This window comes from Paenibacillus sp. Y951 (genome assembly GCF_056786395.1).
The window spans coordinates 1-24,759 of sequence record NZ_JBXCIY010000018.1 but is presented as its reverse complement, the minus strand read 5'-3'; the positions used below and the strand labels follow the sequence as shown (position 1 = coordinate 24,759).

25 protein-coding genes are annotated in these 24,759 nt (G+C 39.5%); 9 read left to right on the top strand and 16 right to left on the bottom strand.

Going from position 1 to position 24,759, the window contains the following annotated elements; all coding sequences use genetic code 11:
- Positions 1–40: 40 nt before the first annotated feature.
- Positions 41–226 (top strand): hypothetical protein, encoded by a 186-nt coding sequence (locus tag AC1TPB_RS20095; RefSeq protein ID WP_482078169.1) that lies wholly within the window; start codon positions 41–43, stop codon positions 224–226.
- Here AC1TPB_RS20095 and AC1TPB_RS20090 read toward each other — a convergent pair.
- A complete protein-coding gene (locus tag AC1TPB_RS20090; RefSeq protein ID WP_482078222.1) occupies positions 198–1,166 on the bottom strand; it encodes an AAA family ATPase in 969 nt (322 codons plus the stop codon). The genes AC1TPB_RS20095 and AC1TPB_RS20090 overlap by 29 nt on opposite strands.
- Before the next feature lie 181 nt (positions 1,167–1,347).
- Between AC1TPB_RS20090 and AC1TPB_RS20085 the strand changes: the two genes are divergently transcribed.
- Complete coding sequence (locus AC1TPB_RS20085; RefSeq protein ID WP_482078168.1) at positions 1,348–1,506, top strand: hypothetical protein; 159 nt, start codon at positions 1,348–1,350, stop codon at positions 1,504–1,506.
- 7 nt (positions 1,507–1,513) lie between these two features.
- On the opposite strand, the gene AC1TPB_RS20080 is transcribed toward AC1TPB_RS20085, so the two are convergent.
- Positions 1,514–3,175, bottom strand: a complete 1,662-nt coding sequence (locus AC1TPB_RS20080; protein WP_482078167.1) for a hypothetical protein — start codon at positions 3,173–3,175, stop codon at positions 1,514–1,516.
- A 158-nt stretch (positions 3,176–3,333) separates the two neighbouring features.
- Between AC1TPB_RS20080 and AC1TPB_RS20075 the strand changes: the two genes are divergently transcribed.
- Positions 3,334–3,477, top strand: coding sequence for a hypothetical protein (locus AC1TPB_RS20075; RefSeq protein WP_482078166.1), 144 nt, complete (start codon positions 3,334–3,336; stop codon positions 3,475–3,477).
- A gap of 14 nt (positions 3,478–3,491) precedes the next feature.
- Here AC1TPB_RS20075 and AC1TPB_RS20070 read toward each other — a convergent pair whose 3' ends face one another.
- Genes AC1TPB_RS20070 through AC1TPB_RS20060 form a run of 3 tightly spaced genes read right to left on the bottom strand, consistent with a single transcriptional unit; the run spans position 3,492 to position 7,731 of the window.
- The gene (locus AC1TPB_RS20070; protein WP_482078165.1) at positions 3,492–4,403 is read right to left on the bottom strand and encodes an ABC transporter permease; all 912 of its coding nucleotides are present in this window, start codon (positions 4,401–4,403) and stop codon (positions 3,492–3,494) included.
- The gene (locus AC1TPB_RS20065) at positions 4,400–5,332 is read right to left on the bottom strand and encodes an ABC transporter ATP-binding protein (protein ID WP_482078221.1); all 933 of its coding nucleotides are present in this window, start codon (positions 5,330–5,332) and stop codon (positions 4,400–4,402) included. Before AC1TPB_RS20065 ends, AC1TPB_RS20070 begins: the two co-directional genes overlap by 4 nt.
- A 29-nt stretch (positions 5,333–5,361) precedes the next feature.
- The gene (locus AC1TPB_RS20060; RefSeq protein ID WP_482078164.1) at positions 5,362–7,731 is read right to left on the bottom strand and encodes a DUF7408 domain-containing protein; all 2,370 of its coding nucleotides are present in this window, start codon (positions 7,729–7,731) and stop codon (positions 5,362–5,364) included.
- A gap of 241 nt (positions 7,732–7,972) precedes the next feature.
- Between AC1TPB_RS20060 and AC1TPB_RS20055 the strand changes: the two genes are divergently transcribed.
- Positions 7,973–9,154 (top strand): MFS transporter, encoded by a 1,182-nt coding sequence (locus tag AC1TPB_RS20055; RefSeq protein ID WP_482078163.1) that lies wholly within the window; start codon positions 7,973–7,975, stop codon positions 9,152–9,154.
- Between the two features lie 87 nt (positions 9,155–9,241).
- Positions 9,242–9,844, top strand: a complete 603-nt coding sequence (locus AC1TPB_RS20050; RefSeq protein ID WP_482078162.1) for an HAD family hydrolase — start codon at positions 9,242–9,244, stop codon at positions 9,842–9,844.
- Here AC1TPB_RS20050 and AC1TPB_RS20045 read toward each other — a convergent pair.
- Together AC1TPB_RS20045 and AC1TPB_RS20040 are read right to left on the bottom strand one after the other, a co-directional pair.
- Positions 9,795–11,432: an ATP-binding cassette domain-containing protein gene (locus tag AC1TPB_RS20045; RefSeq protein ID WP_482078161.1), complete on the bottom strand. Its 1,638-nt coding sequence runs from the start codon at positions 11,430–11,432 to the stop codon at positions 9,795–9,797. The genes AC1TPB_RS20050 and AC1TPB_RS20045 overlap by 50 nt on opposite strands.
- Positions 11,425–12,267 (bottom strand): ATP-binding cassette domain-containing protein, encoded by an 843-nt coding sequence (locus AC1TPB_RS20040; RefSeq protein WP_482078160.1) that lies wholly within the window; start codon positions 12,265–12,267, stop codon positions 11,425–11,427. Before AC1TPB_RS20040 ends, AC1TPB_RS20045 begins: the two co-directional genes overlap by 8 nt.
- Positions 12,268–12,365: 98 nt before the next feature.
- Here AC1TPB_RS20040 and AC1TPB_RS20035 point away from each other — a divergent pair, with 98 nt between their 5' ends.
- The gene (locus tag AC1TPB_RS20035) at positions 12,366–12,944 is read left to right on the top strand and encodes a biotin transporter BioY (RefSeq protein ID WP_482078159.1); all 579 of its coding nucleotides are present in this window, start codon (positions 12,366–12,368) and stop codon (positions 12,942–12,944) included.
- A 361-nt stretch (positions 12,945–13,305) separates the two neighbouring features.
- Here the strand turns inward: AC1TPB_RS20035 and AC1TPB_RS20030 are convergent, their stop codons facing one another.
- Positions 13,306–14,199 (bottom strand): response regulator, encoded by an 894-nt coding sequence (locus AC1TPB_RS20030; RefSeq protein ID WP_482078158.1) that lies wholly within the window; start codon positions 14,197–14,199, stop codon positions 13,306–13,308.
- 356 nt (positions 14,200–14,555) lie between these two features.
- The gene (locus AC1TPB_RS20025) at positions 14,556–14,786 is read right to left on the bottom strand and encodes a DUF6199 family natural product biosynthesis protein (RefSeq protein WP_482078157.1); all 231 of its coding nucleotides are present in this window, start codon (positions 14,784–14,786) and stop codon (positions 14,556–14,558) included.
- A 717-nt stretch (positions 14,787–15,503) separates the two neighbouring features.
- Between AC1TPB_RS20025 and AC1TPB_RS20020 the strand changes: the two genes are divergently transcribed.
- Together AC1TPB_RS20020 and AC1TPB_RS20015 are read left to right on the top strand one after the other, a co-directional pair.
- A complete protein-coding gene (locus AC1TPB_RS20020; RefSeq protein ID WP_482078156.1) occupies positions 15,504–16,496 on the top strand; it encodes a S41 family peptidase in 993 nt (330 codons plus the stop codon).
- A gap of 277 nt (positions 16,497–16,773) precedes the next feature.
- Positions 16,774–17,556 (top strand): DeoR/GlpR family DNA-binding transcription regulator, encoded by a 783-nt coding sequence (locus tag AC1TPB_RS20015; RefSeq protein WP_482078155.1) that lies wholly within the window; start codon positions 16,774–16,776, stop codon positions 17,554–17,556.
- Positions 17,557–17,765: 209 nt separating this feature from the next.
- On the opposite strand, the gene AC1TPB_RS20010 is transcribed toward AC1TPB_RS20015, so the two are convergent.
- The 7 genes from AC1TPB_RS20010 to AC1TPB_RS19980 all read right to left on the bottom strand — a co-directional run bounded on the left by AC1TPB_RS20010 (position 17,766) and on the right by AC1TPB_RS19980 (position 22,775).
- Positions 17,766–18,383: a hypothetical protein gene (locus tag AC1TPB_RS20010; RefSeq protein ID WP_482078154.1), complete on the bottom strand. Its 618-nt coding sequence runs from the start codon at positions 18,381–18,383 to the stop codon at positions 17,766–17,768.
- A gap of 949 nt (positions 18,384–19,332) precedes the next feature.
- Positions 19,333–19,686: a hypothetical protein gene (locus AC1TPB_RS20005; protein WP_482078153.1), complete on the bottom strand. Its 354-nt coding sequence runs from the start codon at positions 19,684–19,686 to the stop codon at positions 19,333–19,335.
- A 104-nt stretch (positions 19,687–19,790) separates the two neighbouring features.
- Positions 19,791–19,961 carry a tyrosine-type recombinase/integrase gene (locus AC1TPB_RS20000; RefSeq protein WP_482077978.1) on the bottom strand — a complete coding sequence of 57 codons (171 nt, stop codon included), beginning with the start codon at positions 19,959–19,961 and terminating at the stop codon, positions 19,791–19,793.
- Positions 19,939–20,634: a tyrosine-type recombinase/integrase gene (locus AC1TPB_RS19995; protein WP_482078152.1), complete on the bottom strand. Its 696-nt coding sequence runs from the start codon at positions 20,632–20,634 to the stop codon at positions 19,939–19,941. The genes AC1TPB_RS20000 and AC1TPB_RS19995 overlap by 23 nt, the downstream gene beginning before the upstream one ends.
- A gap of 124 nt (positions 20,635–20,758) precedes the next feature.
- On the bottom strand, positions 20,759–20,932 hold the full coding sequence (locus tag AC1TPB_RS19990; protein WP_482078151.1) for a hypothetical protein: 174 nt from the start codon (positions 20,930–20,932) through the stop codon (positions 20,759–20,761).
- 166 nt (positions 20,933–21,098) lie between these two features.
- Positions 21,099–22,004, bottom strand: a complete 906-nt coding sequence (locus tag AC1TPB_RS19985; protein WP_482078150.1) for a DUF3885 domain-containing protein — start codon at positions 22,002–22,004, stop codon at positions 21,099–21,101.
- 177 nt (positions 22,005–22,181) lie between these two features.
- On the bottom strand, positions 22,182–22,775 hold the full coding sequence (locus AC1TPB_RS19980; protein WP_482078149.1) for a chloramphenicol phosphotransferase CPT family protein: 594 nt from the start codon (positions 22,773–22,775) through the stop codon (positions 22,182–22,184).
- A 974-nt stretch (positions 22,776–23,749) separates the two neighbouring features.
- Here AC1TPB_RS19980 and AC1TPB_RS19975 point away from each other — a divergent pair.
- Positions 23,750–24,235 carry a toll/interleukin-1 receptor domain-containing protein gene (locus AC1TPB_RS19975; RefSeq protein WP_482078148.1) on the top strand — a complete coding sequence of 162 codons (486 nt, stop codon included), beginning with the start codon at positions 23,750–23,752 and terminating at the stop codon, positions 24,233–24,235.
- Positions 24,236–24,759: the final 524 nt, after the last annotated feature.

Genomic DNA, 24,759 nt, shown 5'->3' with positions numbered 1-24,759 from the left:
ACGAGTACACAAGCGGTCAATGTTCAGCACGAAGCTTCCAATGAAGGTTCAAAAAGTGGGCTTTCAGAACCGAGCAGGTGAAGCGTTACTTGAGCAAGGCGGAAGCGCAAATGTACGTGTTTGGTACATGCGAACTGTACTTGCCAAGTTCGCTTCAGATGCGATGTCGAGTAACCCTCGAAGCTTAATCATCGTTATCAAAGTCCGCTTTTTGAACTACCTTTGAGGGAAGTAATCACACTTTCCACAATATGGTCCCCAGCTATTCCTTGCGCTTGCGCCTCGTAGCTAAGTCCGATACGATGACGTAGTACTGGGGCCGCCACCGTAATTAGATCATTCCATGATACATGTGCTCTACCTTGCGATAAAGCTCTTACTCTACTTATTGCAACTAATGATTGCAGGGCACGTGGTCCCGCTCCGTATCTCACAAATTGCTTTACTTCTTGTGGAGCATCTTCTTCATGACGATGAGTTCGCATCGTAATACTAACAGCCGCATCAAGCATCTCCTCAGAAATAACGATCTGCTTAGCAAGTGCTTGCAATGCTTGTAATTGCTCGCCTGACATCACAACTTGCGCTTGTGGTGCTTTCATCCCTGACGTTCTACGTACGATTTCTTTCAATTCATCACGATTCGGATATTCAATTCCGATTTTCAATAAAAAGCGGTCTAATTGCGCTTCTGGAAGTGGATATGTTCCTTCCTGCTCAATTGGATTTTGTGTCGCTAATACGAAAAACGGCTTAGGCAAGGCGTAGCTTTCTCCACCTGCCGTAACAGTACCTTCTTGCATCGCTTCAAGTAACGCACTTTGTGTCTTTGGTGTTGCACGGTTAATCTCATCTGCTAGCACCAAATTGCCGAAAATCGGACCTTTACCGAATCGTTGCGACGTAATCCCTTGTACACCAAAATCTATTAATGTCGTCCCAGTAATATCTGCAGGCATTAGATCCGGTGTAAATTGTATACGAGAAAACTGTAACGAAAGCACATCGGAAAGCGTTCGAACGAGCATCGTTTTACCTAGTCCTGGAATACCTTCTAGTAGCACATGCCCACCCGCAATAACAGACCAGATTAACTGCTCGACAACCTGCTTCTGTCCTACAATAACTTTTCCGATCTCATCTTGAAGTTGTATAATTTGTTTCATTGCTTCATCTATTTGCTGCTTAGCTTCCAATCGAATCCCTCCTAAAACTTTTCCTGACCTCTCGAATCACTACTTTGCAAATGAAAAGTAGCTTCGAAAGCATGACTCGCTCCATATTCGATATTGAATATGTTATTTTGAACTTAATCTTTTGAAATAACTTTAAATAAAGGTTCAAAAAGTGGACTTTCAGAACCGAGCAGTTGAGACGCTACTTGAGAAAGGCGGAAGCGCAAGTGTACGTAATTGGTACACGCGAACCGTACTTTCCAAGTTCGTTTCAAATGCGATGTCGAATAAGCTACAACGCGTTACATCGTTATCAAAGGCCGCTTTTTGAACTACCTCTAAGGCTGAATTGCGTCAAAGTATTGTTTTACCTTGCTTTGTACATGGTCAGGTAACGTCGTACGAGTTAAAGAATCTTTCGCTTCTGTCTCATATTCACGAAACACTTCAGCATAATCTCCTTGAGTCCCTTCGATCGAAGGGGCTGTGCCGCCCGAGATAATATCCCCACCAGTTGTCGGTCCGCCATCAATGCTCGGCTCACTTGATCCTGCAAATTTACGCGGAGTCGTTATCGTCGAATGATTGCCAGAACCTGTTCCTGCTCCCCCACCGGTGCCACTTCCTTGACCTTGACCTTGACCTTGTCCCTGTCCCTGTCCTTGACCTTGGCCCTGTCCTTGACCCTGACCTTGACCTTGTCCTTGTCCTTGACCTTGTCCCTGTCCTTGTCCTTGTCCTTGTCCTTGTCCTTGATCTTGACCTTGGCCTTGGCCTTGACCTTGGTTATTACCAGTAGGGGGTTGACCTTGAGATCCACTATTAGCATTGCTTTGCGCGATAGCATTCGCTAATTGATCACTTATAGCTTGATTAGATGATCCAATATTTTCACTTAATGCACCCATGCCTTGTTGCATTTGCTGACTTAGCTGCGATGCTAATGCAGCTATTTGCTCCGCGGAAAGCTGCTCTGACAATTGTTCACTGAACTCATTCATCGCTTGCTCAGTCAACTCTCCACTTTGTGCTTGCTCTGCTAATTGCTGCATCGCTTCGGCAAGCTCATTATTTTGCTCTGCCAGCTGCGCCATTGCTTCTGCTAAAGCTTTAGCAGTTTCACTGTCAAGGCTTTGCATCGCTTGCTTCATGCCTTCCTCACGCTGAGCTTGAGGTTTATTGAGACTTTCATTGAATGCTTTCTGAAATTCTTCTAATTGAGGCTCATTAGCTAATGCTTGCTCTAGCTGATCAAGTTCCTCCATTTTCGCTAGTGACTCTTGCTTCAGTTGCTCAAGTTCTTCCAGTGACTGTGCCAGTTCATCAGCATTTTCTAACGTTAAGCCTTCCTTCATATCAAGCTGATTCAACAGTTCATTGAGCGAAGCGAGCAATTGCTCCTTCGTCGCTTCATCAATCTGGGATTGTTCTACTGTTTCTTTCATCTCGGTGATCTGCTCTTCAACCTGCTCAATCACTTTCTTATTACTTACGATTTGCTTTGCTTTATCATTTTTCATATTAGGAATTAGAGTCAATAATAATAGCACGACGATAGTTAATGACATTAAGGAAATCCATTTCCGAACGTTCCAACCATACGACATTGGTAGTCTTAGCTTCAAATCTTGCTCATACTTCGTCGTTGCGTTCGTTGCTTGCTCTAAGATCATCGTTTGAAATAGATTCGGTTGCCTTGCTTCTTCCAGCTCCAAAGCAGTAATGACCGCATCCTGCCCTAGCTCAGCATCTACTAGTCTAGCAGCAGCCTTCACATTGCTCCGATGGCGCCATTTCATCGCAAGTACGATTATGATCGCTACTAGCCACAAGCCTATAGCAATCCATTCATTATATAAAATAGGTATGAACCGACTGACTATAAGCAGCAATAGCGGAAGGACGCTTCCTATCACAATACCTTTTACAAGTGAGGCAATTAGAAATACTTTATTCCATCTCGCTTGAATCCGTCTTAATAACGTAATGAGCGTAGTCATTTCTTCACTCCCCTCTATACGTAATAACAGAAATGGAGCCCCTAATTCAGACTCCATTTCTACCTATAATAATTTCGTTCACTTCATATTCGATGTCGAGTATACTACTTCAGCATAATCATCGTTATCAAAGTCCGCGTTTTGAACGACCAATTACAATGAAGGTTCAAAAAGCGGGCTTTCAGAACCGAGCAGTTGAGACGATACTTGAGAAAGGCGGAAGCGCAAGTGTACGTATTTGGTACATGCGAACCGTACTTTCCAAGTTCGTTTCAAATGCGATGCCGAGTACGCTACGTTAGCATAATCATCGTTATCAAAGTCCGCGTTTTGAACGACCTCTAATAGGTCTGAGCTTCCTAATCGCCTGCCACAGACACACAACAAGAATAACAGTATAAATCAACATATACTCTAACCACATTGGTATATAATCATAAAAACCTTTTTGCGTTGTCATTGTTCTGTTAACTATCTCTTTAAAAATTTCTGGTTCGAATATACTAAGTAACGCACATGCCGGGTTGAATGCAAGAATATGAATAATCCATTCAACATAAGCAGGTGTATTATTAGAACCGTTATAAATATATTCTTGTATTGCAGTAAAGCAGATCAAAAATATGACCCCAGTCCCTGCGAACATGAACAAAACAATACCATACGTCACAATAACCGCTAGCATCGTACGTTTGAACAATGTTGAAAACAAAATTCCAAATCCACCGAATATAAGCATATTGAATAGGAAGAAACCGAACACTGCAAGTAGCTGTGATGGTGATACTCCACCATATAGAAATACAATTCCATAGATTGGTAATGTACTAAACACGATGAGGAACATAAAACTTAAGCTAGATACTAATTTACTAATAATAATGGATGAAGAACTTTGCTGTGTTGTTAATAATAAGTTAAGCGTCTGTTTCTCACGTTCTCCACTAATTACGCCAGCCGTTAGTCCAGGTGCCATAAATGCAATTAATCCTAGCTGAGCAAAACTCATCACAATAAATAGTATTTCATTAAAATCATTCGTATAAATGCCTGCTCCATTAGACTCAATGCCGACAATAAAAAAGGTCGCTGTTGCAAACAAACCAATCGCCAATAAATAACTTAATAACGTCCACATCGATTTGGCACTGCGCATTCTTAAGCGATATTCTTTATCAAGTACTGGATTAATAAACAACTGCTTCATATTTGCTATAATGTTACTCATTGTTCAGATGCTCCTCCTCTCGTAATAGCTAGGAATATATCTTCTAGATCTGTTTGTGCTTCATGGAACGAAACAACAGGATAGCCAGCTTCAATAATCAAACGCAGCAGATTGGCTTGCTCCTCATCATTTCCGGAAAATTGTACTTGTACAGACGCTCCGTCTACAAACATACCTTGTACTAGAGAATGATCCCCCAAAAATGCTTTAAGTTGATCTTGACCGTTAGCTAGCTTGATCGTAATTAGACGTTTAGCCATTAATTGTTGCTGAATATTGCTAATATTACCAACTGCAATCATTTCCCCGTGCTCGATAACGCCAATCTCATCAACCATTTCGGCTAGCTCAGGCAAAATATGTGAAGAAATAATAATTGTTTTCCCCATACTTTTCAATTCTTTCAATATTTCACGCATTTCGATACGAGCACGTGGATCTAAGCCAGAAGCTGGCTCATCAAGAATAAGTAATTCTGGATCATGAACTAAGCTTCTTGCTAAGCAAAGTCTTTGCTTCATTCCACGCGATAATGAATCAACATAGGCTTCTCGCTTATCTGATAAATTAACTAGCTCTAGCAATTGCGGAATAAGTGCATCTCGTTCCGGTTTCGTTAGCCCATAACTCGCACCGTAAAAATGTAAGTACTCATTCGTTTTCAATTGATCGTATACACCGAAAAAGTCTGGCATATACCCTATTTTTTTTCTAACAAGATGTGGATGCTCTGTTACATCAAGCCCATCTACTTTTGCATATCCTGCTGATGGCAGCATTAAAGTAGCCAAAATTGACATTGTTGTTGATTTACCAGCTCCATTCGGTCCAACAAACCCGAAGACTGTACCTTTCTTTATCGAAAGATCGATTCCTTTCAACGCTTGAAAGTTGCCGAATGATTTACTAAGACCTTTAATCTCGATCATTAACTGTTCTTGTTCTTGTTCGATGCTCATTAGCGTAATTCCCCTTCCACAAGCAGTGTTGGAATAACACCCTCTCCACCATTTTTTGTTTCCATTTTAAATACAACAGCATTATTAGCATTAATATAATCTGCTAACTCAAACGTTGGTTCCCCTTTATAAATATCCCAAGCTTGCGTAGCCTCGTTAAACAATGACATATTAAAATCATTAAAATAATACTGCTCAATAACGGGTTGAAACGAAGCTGTCGCACTAGCTTCTGAACTCGCTCCATTTAGTGGATAAGTGAGCAGAATAGCTCCATTGTAAAGATAGAAGTTATTGTTCCCATGTCTTTCAAGCTGAACATTATCTTCAGTCGTTACAACTGGCTCTACGAGATATGACTCTGGCATTTGCTCAAAAATAAGATCCATAAGATTAACATTCCACATCGTTAATTGATCTGTCTTCACTTTTTTGTCGTTGACTTGGTATAAAGACTGCTCACTATAACTAAAGCCTATTAATTTAATAGAGTCACCAATTAAAGTTCTATTGTCTATTAATGAAGATTCACGTGCATACTCTTCCCAGTAGTTCGAGGATTGAGGGAAGATTTGATGACCATAGGAACTTCGATATGTATTAGCAATTGAAAATTGTAAAGGTGTCGTTATTGGTAATTCTGTACTTTCACCATTAGCTAGTTGCCCAATAAGCTCCGCATTCCCACCATTTATGAACGCAAGATGAGAAATATCTACACCAGTATTATTCTGTATCATCAATATGAATTGGTCATTTCGTTTTTCGATAGAAACGTCGATTTGTTCGAATTCATCTTTTCCATATACGGCAGGTGATTTCAAGAAACTACGTGTTGTCCAATATTTATTTGCGTTCCATTGTAGCTCTTTATGATCCCCATCATATCGAATCACATATTCTTTATTACTTTTCAACGTATTATAATTACCATTGCTATTGTTCGGTGATAGCCGTACATACTGTTTGTTAGGAACATTAATCGATATATCTTTGTTACTTGCCAGAAACACTGATCCAATACCACTCACTATCGTTGTATCTCCTGATTGCTGAACAATATCAACATTGTGAACATAATTTTCCGTTTTGTTCATGGCGCCAGCATAGATTACGATAATCGTTGTCACCACTGCACTTGCTGGAATCATCCACCACGCCCATTCTCGCTTGTCCACACGCTTCAAAATCATATATAAAATTGGAGCGACTAGAAAGACATAGATTGCGAAAACTAGCATTAGTAGCATTACAGGAGGAGCTTTTAGTCTTGGAAAATATTGAATTGCCTGCTGTAATGTCCAATTCATATCTTCATTATAGTAGTTTCCAGACATAGCTGCCGGGATCAAACTTTCAGATAAAAGTGTTTGGATAAAGGAAGTTCTGCCTTCCCATACCGAAAATGGTTTTAAGCCCAAATCAAATGCGGTATATATTACTTTACCTAGCCCTACATTATGTTGAGCAATGATTGGCGTATCATTACTCGTTAAGATCGACTGACCACGAATTAATGAACCTTGTGTAATTTGAATGGGATCAAGCGGGTTTTCTGATAGAGCAAATTGCTCAATTATCGAAGTATCTGTTAACGTCGTTGCGCCTTGACCACTTACCGGTACAATATCTGTAATAGCTTTCATCGTTTCGCCGTAGTTTGCACCACCACCAACTAATAACGTTCCACCTTTGGCAACCCAATCTGTTAAAGCATCTACTTTCTGCTCTGACCATGTACTTGTAATCACATCATTCAGTACGAGTACTTTGAACATATCGAGTGATTCCGCTGTTTCAGCAATAAAATCCTCTTCAATGATTACTGTCGTAAGATCATAGCCTTGGCCTTTGAGTAATAGTAGAAAATTCAAAGTATCAGGATCGGCTGCAATAATTCCGACCAATGCTGTTGATCCGACACTGTTCCCTACGAGGTTAGTATCACCTGTTACTGCAAGCTGATCTCCCTTTTCCATATGTCCTTCAAAAAATTGAAAAGAATTAAACTTATCATTGAAATTGCCATCAACAACCATGTTCAATTGAATTTCACTGCCACTGACAATTTCAACAGGAACGACATGTGAAACAGTGTTAGCTTGGTCTGTACTAATATTTAGCACCAATTCCCCTGTAATATCACGATCAAAGTTATTTTTCAACGTAACAAATACAGGTGTTGGCATACCAACTTGATACTGGCCATCGTACCCAACCTTAGCTCCAATATGGATACTTTTTTTCTCCTTGCTGTCTACTGCTGCACCGAATACTACGGATGATGAGTTCATTAACGACCAGAGCGTTAACGGGATCAGCATAATGAGTACATATAGCAATATTTTTCGTTTATTTACATTCAACACAATGTTTCCCCTTTCGTTTCCACTAATTAATGATATTACTATGTACTATTGGGTACTATTTCGTCTAGCATATACATCATTAACGTCATATTTAATGAAATAGTTGCATTCGAGCTAGACAGCTTCGCCTCCTTCAAAACATCCATATTATATAGACGAACGAAACTAGGTTAACCACTGCAAAATAATGATGTGACAAAGTGAATGGTTTCAATTACATTATTGTAGGGAGGGATTTCTAATGAACCATCTACAATCTAGAAAAATTCAATCCGTTATCTTTCTATTCGTAACGCTATTTTTCTGGATATCCATGTACATCTATGTACCCATCTTAACACCACATTTATCCAATTCGAATTATTCTTTACAATTTATTGGAGTTGTTTTAGCTACATATGGATTAATCCAACTATTATTTCGCTTTCCACTAGGCATTCTATCTGACCATTTACAAAGAAGAAAGCCGTTTATCATTGTCGGTATGCTTTGCAGTGTATGTAGCTGTCTCTTATTTCTAGCACCTGACATCTGGATCTTCCCAGTGCTTGGGCGAGCGGTAGCAGGAATATGTGCTTCGACTTGGGTGGCGTTCACAATTATGTATGCTAACAATTTCAAGCAGGAGGAAATGCCAAAGGCAATGGCGCAAATTAGCTTGTACACCGTCATTGGCCAATTTATCGGAATGATCGCTTCAGGCTGGTTATCCGATCTGTATCAATATCGCACAACATTTATCGTTGGCGCAATCATTGGTGCAATTGGCTTGTTGCTTTCCTTTCTATTATACGAGCAGCCGCCAGCAAGTAAGCAAAAGGGAATGTCCTTTAAGCTCGTTGGATCGGTACTCCATTCACGGCGCGTCTTGTTTGCCTCGCTGCTCTCAATTCTCGCTCATGGCGTTCTTTTCATTACGATGTTCGGCTTCACGCCACTTAAAGCGATTGAGCTTGGAGCAACGGGTACTCAGCTGACCATTCTAATCGCTTGCTTTATGATTCCACATGCGATTGCTGCCATAGTAGCTTATCCAATTATGCTAAAGCTGCATCATCGCGGTACATTTGCCATTAGTTTTTTCATAAGTGGACTATGTACGTTAGCTTTAATATTCGTTGATTCATTACCACTCATGTATATAACGCAAATATTGAATGGCTTTGCACAAGGACTTCATCTACCATTATTGCTTTCGTTTGCTATATCCCGGGTGGAAAGTAATGTTAGAGCAACAGCGATGGGGCTATATCAAGCATTGTATTCTGTAGGTATGTTCTCTGGCCCGCTAATTGCAGGTATGCTCAATGAAAGCTTTGGGATCAATAGTGGCTTTCTATTCGGAAGTATACTAGCCTTCATCGCACTACTCGTAATTCCATGGTCGCTTTATGTAGATTTCAAAAACAATAAACTCAAATAAAATGGAAGATTCGATGCCAAGTAAGCTTTCTGCATCACTTCGTTATCAAAGTCTGCTGTTTGAACTACCATTTAAGGGGAGAATATCATGAAAAACATTCTAGTACTCGACGTCGGCGGCGTCCTCGCAGCCAACCTTACGCCACAGCTTTGGCAGAACTTAGCCAATGTAGCGAATACATCTATCGATACACTGTACGCATCCTATAAAAAAGAAATTAGTAAGAAGCTTTGGATCGGAGAGTATACAGAGGGGCAGTTTTGGCAATGGTTAGAGCAATATGGCATTCAGCTCACTATTGATCGGCAACGTGAACTCATTGCCCAAGCGTTACAGCCATTGCCTGCGCTCCAGTACCTTCAGCAATGGTCACAGCTAGCAGAAATCCATATCATGAGCAATCATCTTAGCGATTGGCTCCAACCTCTGCTAGCCCCTTATGAAATGTATATTGAACGTATTCATGTATCAGATCAAGTTCGTCTTAGCAAGCCGAATCCACAATGGTTTACGCTGCTTCATGAACAATTTAACGACGCTGCATCGATCTGGTTCGTAGATGACAGCGACCATAATGTAGCAGCAGCCGAGTTAATTGGCTGGAATACCCTCTTAGCCGATCAAACGCATAGCTGGATCGCTACATTAAGCGAACAACTGCAATTAAGCAGCAATAGCCGACCGCAATAATTAACAATATAGTATCCTGCTTTCGCCACTTTACTTTATAGACTACGCGCTGACCGAGCTTAGAGACGACGAAACCTCTAAGTTCAAGGCTTGTAGCAAGTTGGTCTGCAAGCTTTAAGCTGCCTCTCATAAATGGCATCATGAGCATAACGATGCCATTCCACGATATCGCTGCATGAATATTCAATTTCGCTCTTGCAATGACATTAGTTCTCTGCCATTTGGCCGCTAAATTAGGAATGAGTCGAAAGATTAATGATATTAGCATCGTGTATTGATAGATCGGTATGCGGATCAACGATAGCCACCCAAAGCTTTGCTCTAAAGCCCGCTGCAACCGAAAAGGCGTTAGTAGCTCCATAATCGGCAACGCTATGCCAATCATTACAATTAATTGCGTCATGCGTAGCATAACACCACTCGCTTTTTCTAGATCAAAGCCAAATGGTGTCAATTGGAGCCCCCCTACTATTGTGAACAGTAGTGCCATCATAATGAACGGTAGCAATATAGACAACCACTTTTGCCAATGACGATGAAAGATACTGATGACGATGATCGCCATTATCCCGTAAGCTAGCGTCGACAACCAATCATTCCATAGTACAATCGCTGAACTGCATAGCAATAGACTTACGAGAATCGATCTCGGATCAAATATCTGATTCCAGAAGGGTCTACTACGTCCGCTAGCCTTGTCAAAGCTTCGATCAATGTCTGTTTCCCCATTAAATTTGTCAAAGCTTCGATCTATTCCAGGTTTTCCATCTAATATTTCCCCAGCTCTTTGCGTTTCGACTTTACTTACAACCGTGTCGCTTTCCGTTGTTCGCTTATCTATTAATTTTTCATACGAAAGCTGTTCGATGCTGTCCGCATGTAACTGCCACTGTGCTAGTTGCTGCTCCACTAGTCCAGTTTCATCGAGTGTAATAAGGTGGTCAAATAACGGTAGCAATTCCCCCCATTGGTGGCTAATAATGATCGTACCGAGACCATGCTCATTACGTTGCTTTATGGCCGTTATTAATTGCTGTTGTCCTTCATAATCCAATGCTGCAAGCGGTTCATCCAATAGAAGCCACGGAGTTTCGCTTGTAAATGCGAGTGCGAATGCCGCTTTTTTCTGCTGTCCAATACTAAGCTGCTGTACATTAATGTGTAGCATATCTTCGCTCACACCAAATAATTGAAAATAATGTGTAGCTACTTGCCCCTTGCCCTTAGCCGTTGTTTCAAGCTTGTCCTTACGAATCGCTTTATTGATTAACGAAAACTCTTGCGCTACCGTCTCACAAAGCCAACTTTCTTCCACATGCTGTATTTGGATCGTGGTCGCTTGAAGCGCCTGCTTATTCCACTTTTTCCGTCGCATTCCCATAAGCTGTAGCTGCTCTGTTCCGATCAATATATGTCCATCTACGACTGCTCTCATTCCAGCAATCGCTTCTAGTAAAGTCGTCTTGCCAGCTCCATTACTACCAGAAATCCCGTAGCATCGCCCCGCTGCAAACGTATAATCTAGCTGCTGCAGTTGATCCTCATAGAAGCGAACGCGCTCCAATCTAATATCAGCTCGCTCACTCAACAGTATGCACCTCCTTCACAAGCTGCTCAATATTGAAGGGCAGCTGTGTGATGGAATGACCTAATCCGATTAACTCCCTAGCTTTTTGCACAGCCCATGGAATTGGCAATTGAAGTCGCTCCGCTTCGCTAGTACCTGCCTCTTCTTCAAATAACTGCTGGGCACTCCCAACAAAACGGAGTGCCAGCTTGTCCATTACCCATACCGTATCACTATATTGTAATTCATCTAATTGCTGCGTAATCCAGATGACCGCAATATTTCGCTCTGCACAATAGGCTCTGATCTGCTGCATAACAATCTGCTTCGCACGAGGCGCTAGCATCGACGTAATCTCATCTAAAATGAGCAATGGTGTCTCCATCATTAGACAACCTGCGATCGCTACTAGCTGACGCTCACCGCCTGATAGCTGCTCGATCGGTAGATGTAGTAAATGATCGATATGTAAAGCAGAAGCAATCTGCTCAATCGCTTCTGCATATCCGATATGATGCGAACCGAATTGCTCATAGGAAATAACAAGATCCTCATACGGTGTTGATCCTAACAAATATTCACTTGTCGTCTGCGTAATAATAGGCAGTGTATCAGTAAAGTTTCGATGCTCGAGCCCTTCAATATGTAGACGATCATGCTCATGTCCCGATATATATTTGGCTAATGTACTTTTGCCTGAACCATTATGACCTATTATGTTAATCCACTGCCCGCAACGTATAGTAACCGTGAACGGCTGCAATAAAATATGCTGATCTAACTTTGATGTGACTGTTAATGCATCCGCTATATATATCATTTCACGAGCTTGAATAATTTTATTTTCCCCCTTCACAACAATAATAATTTATGCTAAACTGCTGTTTGTTAACCTAAATAATATAATAATAGGTTTACAATGAATATGCAATACCATTTGAAAGGTGGACCACTATGAAAGCTGTATCTATGCGCTCGCTCGTCTACATCGCTTTATTCAGTGCACTCTTTATTGTTTTTACTACATTACAAATTAAGCTATCATTCTCGCCCGTCCCAATTACGTTGCAAACATTGGCGTTCGTTCTAGCCGGTATCTTTCTCAAGCCTAGAGCTGCTTTTCTCAGTATTTTTATCGTTATTATATTAGGAGCAATCGGCTTGCCTGTATTCGCTGGAAAAAGTGGATTAGCTTATATTTTTGGACCTACTGGCGGATTCCTCTTCTATTTCCCTGTTGGATCTCTTATTATTAGCTATCTCACTCAACTAGGGTTGAACTTTAATTTTAACAAACAAACAAAACTATTGTCGATTACATATTTCGCTGCCGTATTTATCGTCTTCGGCCTAATAATGCCTTACGCAATAGGTATACCTTGGTTTATGGCGGTACTTGATATGAGCTTCACAAAAGCAATGACTCTAGCATGTTACCCTTATTTATTATTTGATTTCATAAAAATGGCCATTGCCGTAGCAATAGTGATGACGATGAAAAAAGGAATTCAGCATATGCGACTACAGCAATAGGCGCGCTCCGAGAACTAATTGATCTACTCTACGAAGATTGAGTTTACTATTCTTAATTCTGATTCAAAGTAGTAATCAGTTCTTAAAGAGACAAAGCTTCACTTGAGCGGACACAGAAGCCCTTATTTGTGGATTTTTGGGTCGAATGCATCTATTGGTGTGGAATAAGTGCGTCTGTGTCCGGTAAAGATCGATAATAGATGCATTACTGCAAATAAGGTTTCTCATGTCCGCTATCCATCGAGTGAAAAATCAAAATCCGCCTTTTGAAAAGGCGGATTTTTAACTATCGTTATCTGTTAGTTGAGCAAATAATCAATTGAAGGAAGTCCCCCTACTCGATAGAATAGAGGATTGTTATTTAGGACTGATACTGCATTATCTCTATTATTTCTTCACGAGTGCGTTCGTCATACTCCCGAGTGCAAAGATGAAGGACTTTTGAAATCATTTCTTGTGACATTGCTTCTTTATTTATGTTGTCTTCTCCGAATTCTTCTTTTATTGCTTTGAATGTTTGTTTGTTAAAAGTAACATTACCATCGTCTATTTTAATTAAGGCATCAAGAATGTTTTCTTCTTGGAATGGTTTTACTACAAAGTCCCTCGCTCCTTGTTCGAGAATCTCAAAGATTACAGGCAAGAAGCCTTTAGCGGATAAAACTAGAATCTTTGCGTCTTTGTCGATCTCCTTTATTTTTTCCGTTGCAGTTGTACCATCCATTACAGGCATATTAATATCCATGATAATATAATCTGGTTTTTCATCAGAAAACTTCTCAATAGCTTGTAGACCGTTCTCCGCCGTCAGAACGAGATAACCATGCTTTACTAGGATTTCACCCAGAATTTGTCGCATAAAAGCCACATCATCAACTATCAAAATCTTTTTCACACTCATTCCCTTTTCATCCCTTTCTATCTCGTTTATTCTTCGATGAACAGATGCGACTTTTTTCTCAATAGTATTTTTATCAATCTCAAGTTGTTGGAGCCTTGCACTTAGGGCTATTTTTAACCTTTGTTTGTCCAAATACGCCTCTGTATGTAGCAGTTCCCTAATGGCATCTAAACTGAACCCGTATTGTTTAAGTTCAATTATTAACAATAATTGGCTAACTTGTTCTTTCGAATAATACCTGTAACGGTTGCTCTCTTCAACGTGTATCGGCTTTAGCAAGCTAATTTCGTCGTAATACCTTAGTGCATCGACTGATGTTTTAACGATTTTCGATATTTCTCCAATGGTATACACAAAACCCCTCCTTTCCAGATGTTCCTCATTAACTATGATAAACCCTCGGGTAACTCCAAGGTCAAGTTCATATTTCTTAATATTTTTAGAAGGTTTTTTTTCGTATCAATTCTTCCTAAAGGCGACTTAATAAGTGGCACCATCCTACGTGCAACTGCCCGTTACTTCAATGTTCAATTGATATTAAGCTCGGTGATTGCCATATCTTTTTCCCATATCGAACCCAATACTTCTCTCCAACTGCAATTACACCACTAATATTCAAGGATGTTGATACGCTGGTTATCCTCCTACTTTCATTTTCTAAGGAAATTGAGGTATCACGAGAATCAAAAAAGTAAAATTGGATGTTAATGCTAACTAAAAGTTACAACCCCCAATATAATAGTCAGCACCACAATAGCTATCAATGAGGATACTTTCGTATAACGAATTGCCCCTTCAGATAGTTCAGGTTCTTCTTTATACATCCATCGTTTCCCCCATAATAAACTTTCCTCAGGACAAAAATAAGTCCATATTAATATTCCGTATAAAGGAATAATAAAAACAATAAACATTACAATAATTTCAGCTATGTTTTCCACTGCATCACGCTCCCTTACCATGCCCCAGTTCAATCAACCTTTTTTTATTTATAATATCGTAATATGAATATTTGTGTTCAGGATAAAACTGAATCAGTCATTATTGACCATTAGTGGAATACCGAAAACTAGCTAATATATTGAAGAATTAACTGATATAATGCTATGCAAAGCCCTAAAATACTCGCTTTCATTTTAGATGGATGGTATCTTTTACTGCCAAACAAGTAGAAGAAAACTAATATAAAACCCAACGGAATCCATAGTTGAAAGACCCCTTCTTTTGTACTGCGAGAAAAAATTGAAGCAATGTAAGTGCTTATCAGAAAGTAAAATTTCACAGTCCCAACATACAACTTCCATTTACACCCTATACGGAAACCCTAAGAGATTTGTTACACATAACTACTCGTTAGTGCGGAACATATTTTACAATTTTTTCTTCCATCCACGTAACTTAATGTAATAGTAGGTCGGTAATACTGCGCACAAAATTATTAGGACTGCCATAAGGAATTTCATATAGCTCCACCCCTCCAGCTGGTGATTATTCTGAACAAAATACAACACTAAATATACACTAATAATATAAATATTTCCAATCGTTATTACTCAACTATCGTTCCGCGTTAACTCAATTAAAGGCTGGACAAAATTTACATTAACACTTATTCTATAACTGATATTGAAACTTGATGTGTAGAGAGGATGTTCTTATTGTCCCATTCCGAACTGAGCAACGATTTAATAAAAGACACGATTGAATCTCTAGCAAACCTGTTGGAGGAATTTTATATTTTTCCAGAGACAGCAGTAAAAATTCGAGTCGATCTTTTTGAAAAGCTTTCTGAAGGTGAATATAGAGAAGCAGTTAATGGGCATGCCCTATCCGAAGTCATAACAAATCAAATGCAGAAAATAAGCAATGACCTCCATTTAAATTTATCCTTTAGTGAAGACGTATTACCCTCAAAGTCCAATGGTTTTGAGAGCAGTGAGTATACGGAACTACAACTAAAACTAAATAACTACGGGTTTGAGAGGGTGGAGAGATTACCAGGAAATATCGGATATCTAGTATTAAATGAGTTTGCACCTCCTGAGCTTGCAGGTGAAACAGCAGCAAACGCTATGAGTTTTGTGGGAAATACAAGTGGATTAATAGTAGATCTTAGAAATAATTCAGGTGGAACCTCTTTTATGGTCGCATTCATCTCCAGTTATCTGTTGGATAATTCTTCACCCGTGCATTTGAACGATCTTTATTGGCGCTCTTTTAATGTCACACAATCATTTTGGAGTTTACCTTTCGTCCCTGGAAAACGATTTGGTGGAGACAAGCCTATTTGCATATTGACTAGTAACATAACCTGTTCGGCGGCTGAGGAGTTCGCCTATAGTTTACAAGCCCTTGATAGAGCACAAATTATCGGAGAAAAGACTAGAGGGGGTGCAAATCCAGGTGGCATCCATCGAATTAACGACCATTTTCAAGCATTTATTCCGAATGGTCGTGCGATTAATCCAATTACAAAAGATAATTGGGAAGGGAGCGGCGTTATTCCCGACTTAAAAGTTGCTAGTGAAGAGGCTTTTGATATAGCCTATAAGACACTCCTTAATAAAGTTCTAGAGAACTATTCAAAACATCCGTATCAGGGAGAAGAGCAACTAATAGCAGAGATCAAAACCAAATTAACATTGCTTTAATCGTTACTTCAAGCCATTTAAATAAAATCAATTCACAGATCAAAAAGCTGCCGTTGTAATTCGGCAGCTTTTTGAGTTCAGCTAATGTATCTCGTTAGTTGAATAAATGCTTTGATATGCACCCTAAAATAGTGTTGTAATAAGGACAATAATCAAAAACCTTCATATAACAGATAAAAACGGAATAAACACGAAACAAATCATTGACAAAACTGAATAAACGCGAATATAATGAAGTCATCACCGGTGAAATTTTTCCATTTTGGAGGCGACTAAATTGTTCTCAGAAGAAAGGCGCGACAAAATCATTGAGCTTCTTAACAACGATGGGCGAGTATTGGCAAAAGATTTAGCGGATATGTTTGACTTATCGATCGATTCGATCCGAAGGGATTTATCCATCATGGAAGAGAAAGGATTACTGAAGAGAACACATGGCGGAGCAATACCTGCTTCTAAAGTGCGTAGCACTCCTTTACCTACGTCGGAACGGTACCAGGAAAGCGCACCACATCAAGATGCCATTTCAAAATTAGCGGCATCTTTTATTAAAGAAAAAGATACAGTTTTTATTGGTGGAGCAGGTATTCATTACGGCATGTTAAGGTTTCTTCCCGAAATCCCCTTAACAATTCTCACTAATTCAATGAATATTGCTGAATCTTTGAAGGAAAGGGAACTAATTGATACGTATCTTGTTGGCGGTAAAGTAAAGCCATCCGGTAATATAACTGATACACTGGCTAACGACTTCATACGGCAATTTTCAATTGATATTTGCTTTATGACTGGTGGAGGAGTTTCAAAGAATGGGATAAGTACCTCCACTCCTGAAGTAGCTAGCTTTGGCAGAGCTGTTAGTGAAGTTTCTAGAAGAACAATATGTTTAGCCCCTCATGAGAAACTGGGTGTTGACTTCTTTGCTAAGCAATGTCCAATCACACAAATTGATGTTCTTATCACTGACGATCAAGGTAGTATTGACGTAATTGAAGAAATTGAAAGTAAAGGTATCAAAGTGTTGATCGCTAGCACAATTGCAACAGAAATAAAGGAATAGATCAGTCCATTTACACTGGTGATCTATTCCCTCTTATGAGAGTCGCTTATGGGCGACTCTTTTTATTATAATCTATTACGGATTTTCAACTATCCTGCCCGTTGAGAAAAGGCTACTTGATGGCATTGAACTAACGTTCTCCGAGGGAGTTGAATGATTTAAGGTCTACTTCCAATATCTTCCTAGCGAACTCGTTCCACGCATTCGACTTATTTATGTCCTGAAAAATCAACTTGGATCTTTTTCAATCTTTCAAGGTGTGGTTTCAACTTCCCTAGCATAAACGCTTTATAATTCTCCGCTAGATAAAACATGTGAGTTGCGTCGTTATCCTTAATCGACGCAATCGTCTTATTTAACTCATAGAGCTCCGTCGCCAACGAGCGCAAGGTTTCTCTAGTCTTGGTGTCTATCGTTTTAGGATTAGACTTCCCATACGATTTGCTTATATCGTATATCGACCACCATATTCTCGCCTCACGAGCAAGAATATACATGTCCAGCTGCTCATCTGTTGTCATTGCCATATTATTAACAAAATGCTTAGGAACAGCATGGTTAATGTAGGGATCGCTAAATTCAATGAATTTTAATAGTTGATCGTCGCTTTCTTCCGCTTGTATCTTCGCCTTATCGATCAATTGCCGAATCTTAGCAGGATCTTCATTTTCATTCGACTCACTGATTGCCATTAAAGTGTCAGCAAGCGGAATCGTTTCAAAAGCGTGCTTTACTAAATAGATAAATGCCGAGTCGTTCTTCTGCTGATACAGTGAATAGAGGTCGTTGTATTTTACAGATGATTGGTTTTCCAAATGTCTGTACATTGCAGCGTTTATTAATATGAAAATAATAAGTATAAGTGCGTAGTTCTTTATGTGCTTGGGCAAAGTGTTCTTCCTTTCTGAACATGTAAAGATTCACTTTAACATGGAATACATAGACCGTATATGGATAAAATATTCCACTAAACTGACCGTTAGCTTAATAAAATGAGCAAGATACCCAAGTACCTGCTTATCAATGATTATTATTGAACTATCGTTCCTCGTTAGTTTAATAATTTTTTGTAAATAAACATTCCCTGTCAGTACTGTAATTCCACTGACATTACCTCCCTGAGTCGGGGAACACTTAGCGAAGTGTATGCACCGTTTGACCAAGGATTCAACCCTAAATATCTTAACCACTATCCTGCCAACGTTAGCTGATATCTGGTTTAGAATGGGTTTCTCCCAATTATAAAAGGAATAAATATTGTATAAATTGAAACTACAAAAAGAAACCAAAAAGTTTTAGATTTAAGACGTTGAGTAAAATAAATAGCATTATTCTTAATAAGTAGTCCAGCAATGATAGTATAAAGTACAAAAAAGAAATAGGATACTCCGAACCAATTCACCCAAACGTTGCCCAAAACGTCAATACCAACATCATTATAAATATTACTTAACACGTAATAAGTAAATAAAAAGCCTGATATAAGAAAAGTGATTGATTCAAGTAATTTAATACCCTCCATTTTTAACATTTGCATACGTAATCACCCCAATTCACTTATTATCCAATTATATGTTTACTTTAAACAACGGAAATAGTTTAGGATTAGTTACACACTAATTCATACAAACCTGCCAGTTAGTCATGCATGCAGCGCAAGCGCCGCACCACAGATGATGGAAGTAATTCCATTTTTCCATGGGAGCGTAATAAAAAAAAGGAGTAGTTGCCGACTGCAATTGCTCCTTGGTGCGTTACACTAACGTTCCCCGTTAGTTAATTTTTTTTGTTTTTCATCCTTATTTTCTTTCTCAAAAATTCATCAACTAACCAGAATATAAGTGCGGCTATAATTGTTACTCCAACAAGAAATAAACTCTCAAATAAGAAAGAAATCACTAATCCAGCTATTAAACCAAATATACTATGAATAAATAATGCCACTATATTTCTTTGTTTTCCGTTTAGATTTTTTGTTAAAATTAGAAGTACAAATGGAAAAGCACCCGTAAGAAAAAGTCCAATAGCTAAGAAACTTGAGCCTTCTGTTATCGCCAAAAGAATAGTAAGCAATATTGCTATTAACAAAGTAGTTAAAATAAACCCTTGAAATTTTCTTGAAAATATCAAAATACCCCCCTTATATTAAAAAATTTGATTTATCTCGTTCAATAATCCTACCCTTTAGTTGAATAGCGGCGGATCACTAAAGGCGAGTCCACCGCTAATTCATGCTAAAAAAATCGCCGATAAAGTTCTCTCCGGCGCTCACCACGGAGCTGAGCATAGATTTGCGTGGTTGATGCTTTTTCATGCCCCAGCATACCTTGGATGAAATCCAATGGTGCACCGTTATCAAGTAGTTGGCACGCATAAGTATGTCTAAATCGATGGGGATATAACATTTGCTTTGATTTCTCCCCGATCTGCCAGCCGTTTCAAAGCCCACCTGATCGTAGGAATAGCCATTCTTTTAGTCGGATGTGTATCGGTTACGAATAAGGCTTTACAGGTGTCAGTACGGCTAGCAAGATACTTCTTTAACCATACTTTGCACTCTGTCGTAAAGTAAACTTCTCTCTGCTTTGACCCTTTGACATTAACTATTGCAGAGCAGTTTTCCCAGTTGAGATCCTCGATGTTTATCTTCTCCACTTCACCAACTCGGCAGCCGGAACAGTAAAGAAACTCAAGAAGAGCTCGTTCCCTAAGTGACTGACAAGAGATCTTTAAGTGAATAACTTCTTCCTCGATCAAAAATTTAGGAATACGTTTATCCAGTTTTGGTTCTCTTAATTTTAGAGAGGGATTCGAAGTCAGGTACGTCTCCTCATAAGCGTAGCGAAAAAGGGAACGAACAAACCGAATTCGATGTCCTAGGCTACTAGGCTTTAATCGATCTGCTTGTTTGGCCAAGTACTCCTTCAGCATTGTTAACGTGATCTCTGATATTTCGATATCGCCAAGTTCCAACATCAGTATTTTGTGCTGGAGGACATAAGCTTTTAATGTTTTCGGACTAAATTCTTGAATACGTTTATCAGCCTCGTACAACCGCCACAACTCACTCAAGTTCATAACAAAACCTCCCTATAGAAACTATTAATCTAGTTTGCTTCTAAGTAGAGGTTTTAATCTACGTACCTTTTGAACTATCGTTCTCCATTAGCTTAATCATAATGCCATTAATACAAGGTTCAAATTAAGTGTATGGTAAGGCATACCGGTACAAGTGACCTTTCGGAAGGAAAAAAGGGGGATCAGGCTCGTCCTGGAAGGAACCATGTATATGATTTTCGCCTTCATTAGCTACAATAACACATATCGTTCCATCTGCAGTCTCTCTAACCAGATCTCCTACCTTTAAAGTAGACAAATTGGGGTCGGTAATAGCTACGTTTACTAACTCTTCAATCCAGGTTTATCCCAACTCCTATAAAGATTGGCTATGTTAAATCTTAATGTTGATTTTCAACCTTAATAAACCGCTCTACGTGCATCTCGATATTCTTACAGAAGGCTGTTTTTAGACCTCCACTGAATCAAACTGTATTCTCATAGCTCCAACCGACATAGGTCCCATATTTTTTACCGTACATACTCATGAGATGTGTTTGATAATCAATAAGTGCTAAGGCTTGCGTTGTGGTAGCTATAAACGTGACTCGGTTATCTGTTAATGAAATCCGCCGAATCGCAAACGATGTGAGCGCGATTTCTATTGCAAACTTATCGGCGTTCACGGACGGAATCTCGAAATGATGCGATATGTGACAGGTATTAACTCGACCAAGATTGATACCAGAATCAGTAACTTTTTTGTCGTCAAACTCCCATCGAGTCTTTCGTTCTTCGTCCGTTTCAATAATACCGGCGAGCCCTTCACCGAAAAGGCTGTCAATTTCGTATCGATTAAAATCTAGGATCCATTTTCGGTGTTGGTGGTAGAGAGGTAAAAGAATGCCTTTGTCGGAACTGAAAACATCACAGCCGCGATCGTCATACATGTGAAACAAAATGCCTTTTGTTTTGTTATACATGTAAATCTGACCGCCGGAGGTCGGTTTACGCATGAAATCGGCATTTTCAATGGATTCAAGTACATACGGCATTCGGATTTCTTTCGCTTTAACTTCAACGGTCCATTCTATAGTGTAGAGATCGTCATCCGATTCATCAAATTCATATGGCAAAGTGCACAATCGCGTTTGCTTCAATCGCGTTTTGAAAAAGCGCTTTAATCGTATTTTCCTGACTTGTTTTTCATCCGTACCATAACTGGTACGATGCAAAAAAATCACATCGTCTTCAGGATCGAAAATTGAACGAAAAATGGCACTCGCGCGCCGTAGACTTTCGTACCGATACGCCTCACCCATCAAATTTTGCAGTCCTAGTTCGAAACGAATGTAAAGACCATTAGCCGTCAATTTTTTTACAATATTCACTGTAAATATCCCCTTCGTATAAAATATTAGCTTTAATTTACCACTTCGTACAGGCAAGCCGCCTTCATGTTTCGATTGAGCTATCGTTCTTCGTTAGTTTAATTCGAAATCTTGCGAGCAGACCGAGGGGCAATAGCCCCAATGCTTGAATATAGTGTTATCTGATGGATTCGCCTTCTATGAAACAATAATCTCTCTTTTACTTAAATTCTTAAACACAGAGTAATTCTGATCGGACTTAATAAAACTTATTATTTTATCGGTACATTCAACTGGGCTGAGTTCTTCCGCGTTCACTTCAAGATCATATTCATCATAGGAATATATGTAGTCGAACTGGGAATCGGCAAGTCCAATCGCGCGATCTCCCCTGCTTTGCTCTCTTCTGGTAAGTTCTTCTTTCGAGCATCGTACCCCTACAAACAATATAGGTTGATTAATAAGTACATCATAAAAATCATTAAACGACTTGTCATTTGCGATTATGGTATCTACTATTACATTAAAACCCAGTTCTGATAACAATTTTATTGTCGAAAGGTACACTGACAATATGGAATGATCAACTATTTGCGAGACAACTTGATGATCTATTCCTCTTGGAGGTTCATCTGGAAATTTATTATTCACAAAATCATTGTAATTATTAAAAAAATCATCAATTGATAAATGATAAAAAGGAATCTCTTTCTGATTTATCAGTTCAGTCGATATGGAGGTCTTTCCAGAACTTGACGTTCCGTTCAAAAACACAATGAGTCCACGCTTCACATGAATCACCCTTAACTATAAGATTTGCGTTTCATTTATACAACCTTATTTTGACAAATTTCATCAGATTATCCAACTGATAAAATATTCGAGGAATGTTTCAATTATTCTGCCCGTTAGCCATACATGCAGCGCAAGAGCGGCGCTGCACCACAGAGGATGAAAATGAATACCTCTGTCTATACTGTTTGTACGGCTGGCGAAGAAGGTCGATAAGCTATGGTGCCATAGAGCCCAACCGTTAGTCTGACTCCAACGACCACGGTGTATCACAGATTGTCGCTCCCTTTTGGGAAGCACTCATGGGAGATTAATCCTACTCTGGTTTTTGCACCAGCCTTTCCTTTATTAGTTGTGGAATGTTGTTTTTCGGTATACCTAACTTTATAAAAAATCACATAAGGCTCAGCCCTTTTTTAAAAAGTGTTATTCTGAGTCTTCTTTATTTTGCTCTTTTTCAGGTTTTGAGCTGATTTTATTTTCATGGGAGCTTAATGAAACTTTGTCAGTCTATTTCTTTATTTTCTCAGTATATAACTTTATTTGTCCAGTCTAACACTTTATTTTTTGGTCTAGAACTATATTTTCTTCTGACAGTATTTTCTATTGACAGATAATCAACGGGGTGTGTCGAACTTTCCTTGGTTCGACAAGATAATTGGTATAATTGGATGGTAAAATGATGATTTAGTATGATTTGACAGAAAACTGATGTTATAATATGTTAGAAATACACATTCAAGGGAGGTAGAGAAATGAGCAGATGCACAGCTCCAGTAAGGGGACATATTTCAGCAAGTGCCGCAGAAAATTGCCCAGCGTGTCGAGGGAGTAGACGTTATAGTGGTGGTTATAGTACCTATGGGGCGTATTCGTCTCCGTCTTTCACCCAGTCAAGTGGGACCAGTCGGAGCAGCGGTGGCGGTTCCGGCAGCCGAAATGTAAAGGCGAAATGGTCGAAAGCAAGTTCTGCAGTGTTTTACACGCCTGCAGAAGTTCGGGCACTTACACCAATTCGAAACAAAGTCGAAACCTTAGCAAATGAGAAACCTGATCTTCGAGATGTCTTCCTTTGCCATGCGTGGGACGACAGGAAAGGGATTGCCAAGGAACTGCACGATCTGCTTGAATTACGTGGTGTCTCTGTTTGGTTCAGCGAGAAGGATGCAGCTCTAGGCGTACCGTTGCTTCGCTCCATCGACAAAGGCTTGGTGAACTCGCGAGTTGGGATTGTTTTGGTGACACCCGCTCTGCTAAAACGCCTTAAAACAGAGGGCGTTGCAGATAAAGAACTTTCAGCACTCCTCGCTCGTGAACAACTTGTTCCAATTGTGCACAATACCACGTATGATGAACTTCGGGATGTCAGTCCTTTGCTCGGTTCACGAAGCGGCCTTGACACTACAGAAGATTCAATGGCAGACGTCGCAGACAGACTCGCAGATTTGCTCATCATCTAAAAGTTATTATGAATATTGCGACGAGGCTATATGGCCGCTCTGTAGTTTGTTGGTTTCATTGCGAACACTACTATCAAATATTATTAAGTAGCTGATTTTACGTTCTAAAATCGACTCCATGCGACCTGAGAAAGCAACGTGACATTTTTCTTTGGAACATTATCCGCTGCGAAAAGAAATGAAACCAGTGAAAAGTAACCCATGCTCATCAGCGTAAGAAGCGTGATCGACCATTTTGGTTGTACCCGCTTCTTTTCATATTATATGGGCTATATACCAGCCTCACTATAACTTTATTTCCCGATCTAATTCATTATTGTTCAGAATTGTCAGCAGAAAATAAAGTATTAGACTGTCGCTGTTTCATTGTACTAACGTTCTCCGTTAGAATTCCTGTAAAACGAATAATTTGGACTTTGCACAAAAAAGAGTGCCTCTGTAACATAGGAGTTGATAACGGGTTGCAGCCCAAAAATCTCACTATTAGGAGGTCACTCATCTATGAAGTTTAAAGCTCAGGATAA

What these genes read in the sequence shown, in the direction of transcription:
- AC1TPB_RS20010 (WP_482078154.1), bottom strand. Translation starts at nt 18,383, where the DNA reads ATGTACAGACATTTGGAAAACCAATCATCTGTAAAATACAACGACCTC.
- AC1TPB_RS19995 (WP_482078152.1), bottom strand. Translation starts at nt 20,634, where the DNA reads ATGAACTTGAGTGAGTTGTGGCGGTTGTACGAGGCTGATAAACGTATT.
- AC1TPB_RS20035 (WP_482078159.1), top strand. Translation starts at nt 12,366, where the DNA reads ATGAAAGCTGTATCTATGCGCTCGCTCGTCTACATCGCTTTATTCAGT.
- AC1TPB_RS20000 (WP_482077978.1), bottom strand. Translation starts at nt 19,961, where the DNA reads ATGTTATATCCCCATCGATTTAGACATACTTATGCGTGCCAACTACTT.
- AC1TPB_RS20055 (WP_482078163.1), top strand. Translation starts at nt 7,973, where the DNA reads ATGAACCATCTACAATCTAGAAAAATTCAATCCGTTATCTTTCTATTC.
- AC1TPB_RS20080 (WP_482078167.1), bottom strand. Translation starts at nt 3,175, where the DNA reads ATGACTACGCTCATTACGTTATTAAGACGGATTCAAGCGAGATGGAAT.
- AC1TPB_RS20075 (WP_482078166.1), top strand. Translation starts at nt 3,334, where the DNA reads ATGAAGGTTCAAAAAGCGGGCTTTCAGAACCGAGCAGTTGAGACGATA.
- AC1TPB_RS20070 (WP_482078165.1), bottom strand. Translation starts at nt 4,403, where the DNA reads ATGAGTAACATTATAGCAAATATGAAGCAGTTGTTTATTAATCCAGTA.
- AC1TPB_RS20095 (WP_482078169.1), top strand. Translation starts at nt 41, where the DNA reads ATGAAGGTTCAAAAAGTGGGCTTTCAGAACCGAGCAGGTGAAGCGTTA.
- AC1TPB_RS20090 (WP_482078222.1), bottom strand. Translation starts at nt 1,166, where the DNA reads ATGAAACAAATTATACAACTTCAAGATGAGATCGGAAAAGTTATTGTA.
- AC1TPB_RS20050 (WP_482078162.1), top strand. Translation starts at nt 9,242, where the DNA reads ATGAAAAACATTCTAGTACTCGACGTCGGCGGCGTCCTCGCAGCCAAC.
- AC1TPB_RS20065 (WP_482078221.1), bottom strand. Translation starts at nt 5,332, where the DNA reads ATGATCGAGATTAAAGGTCTTAGTAAATCATTCGGCAACTTTCAAGCG.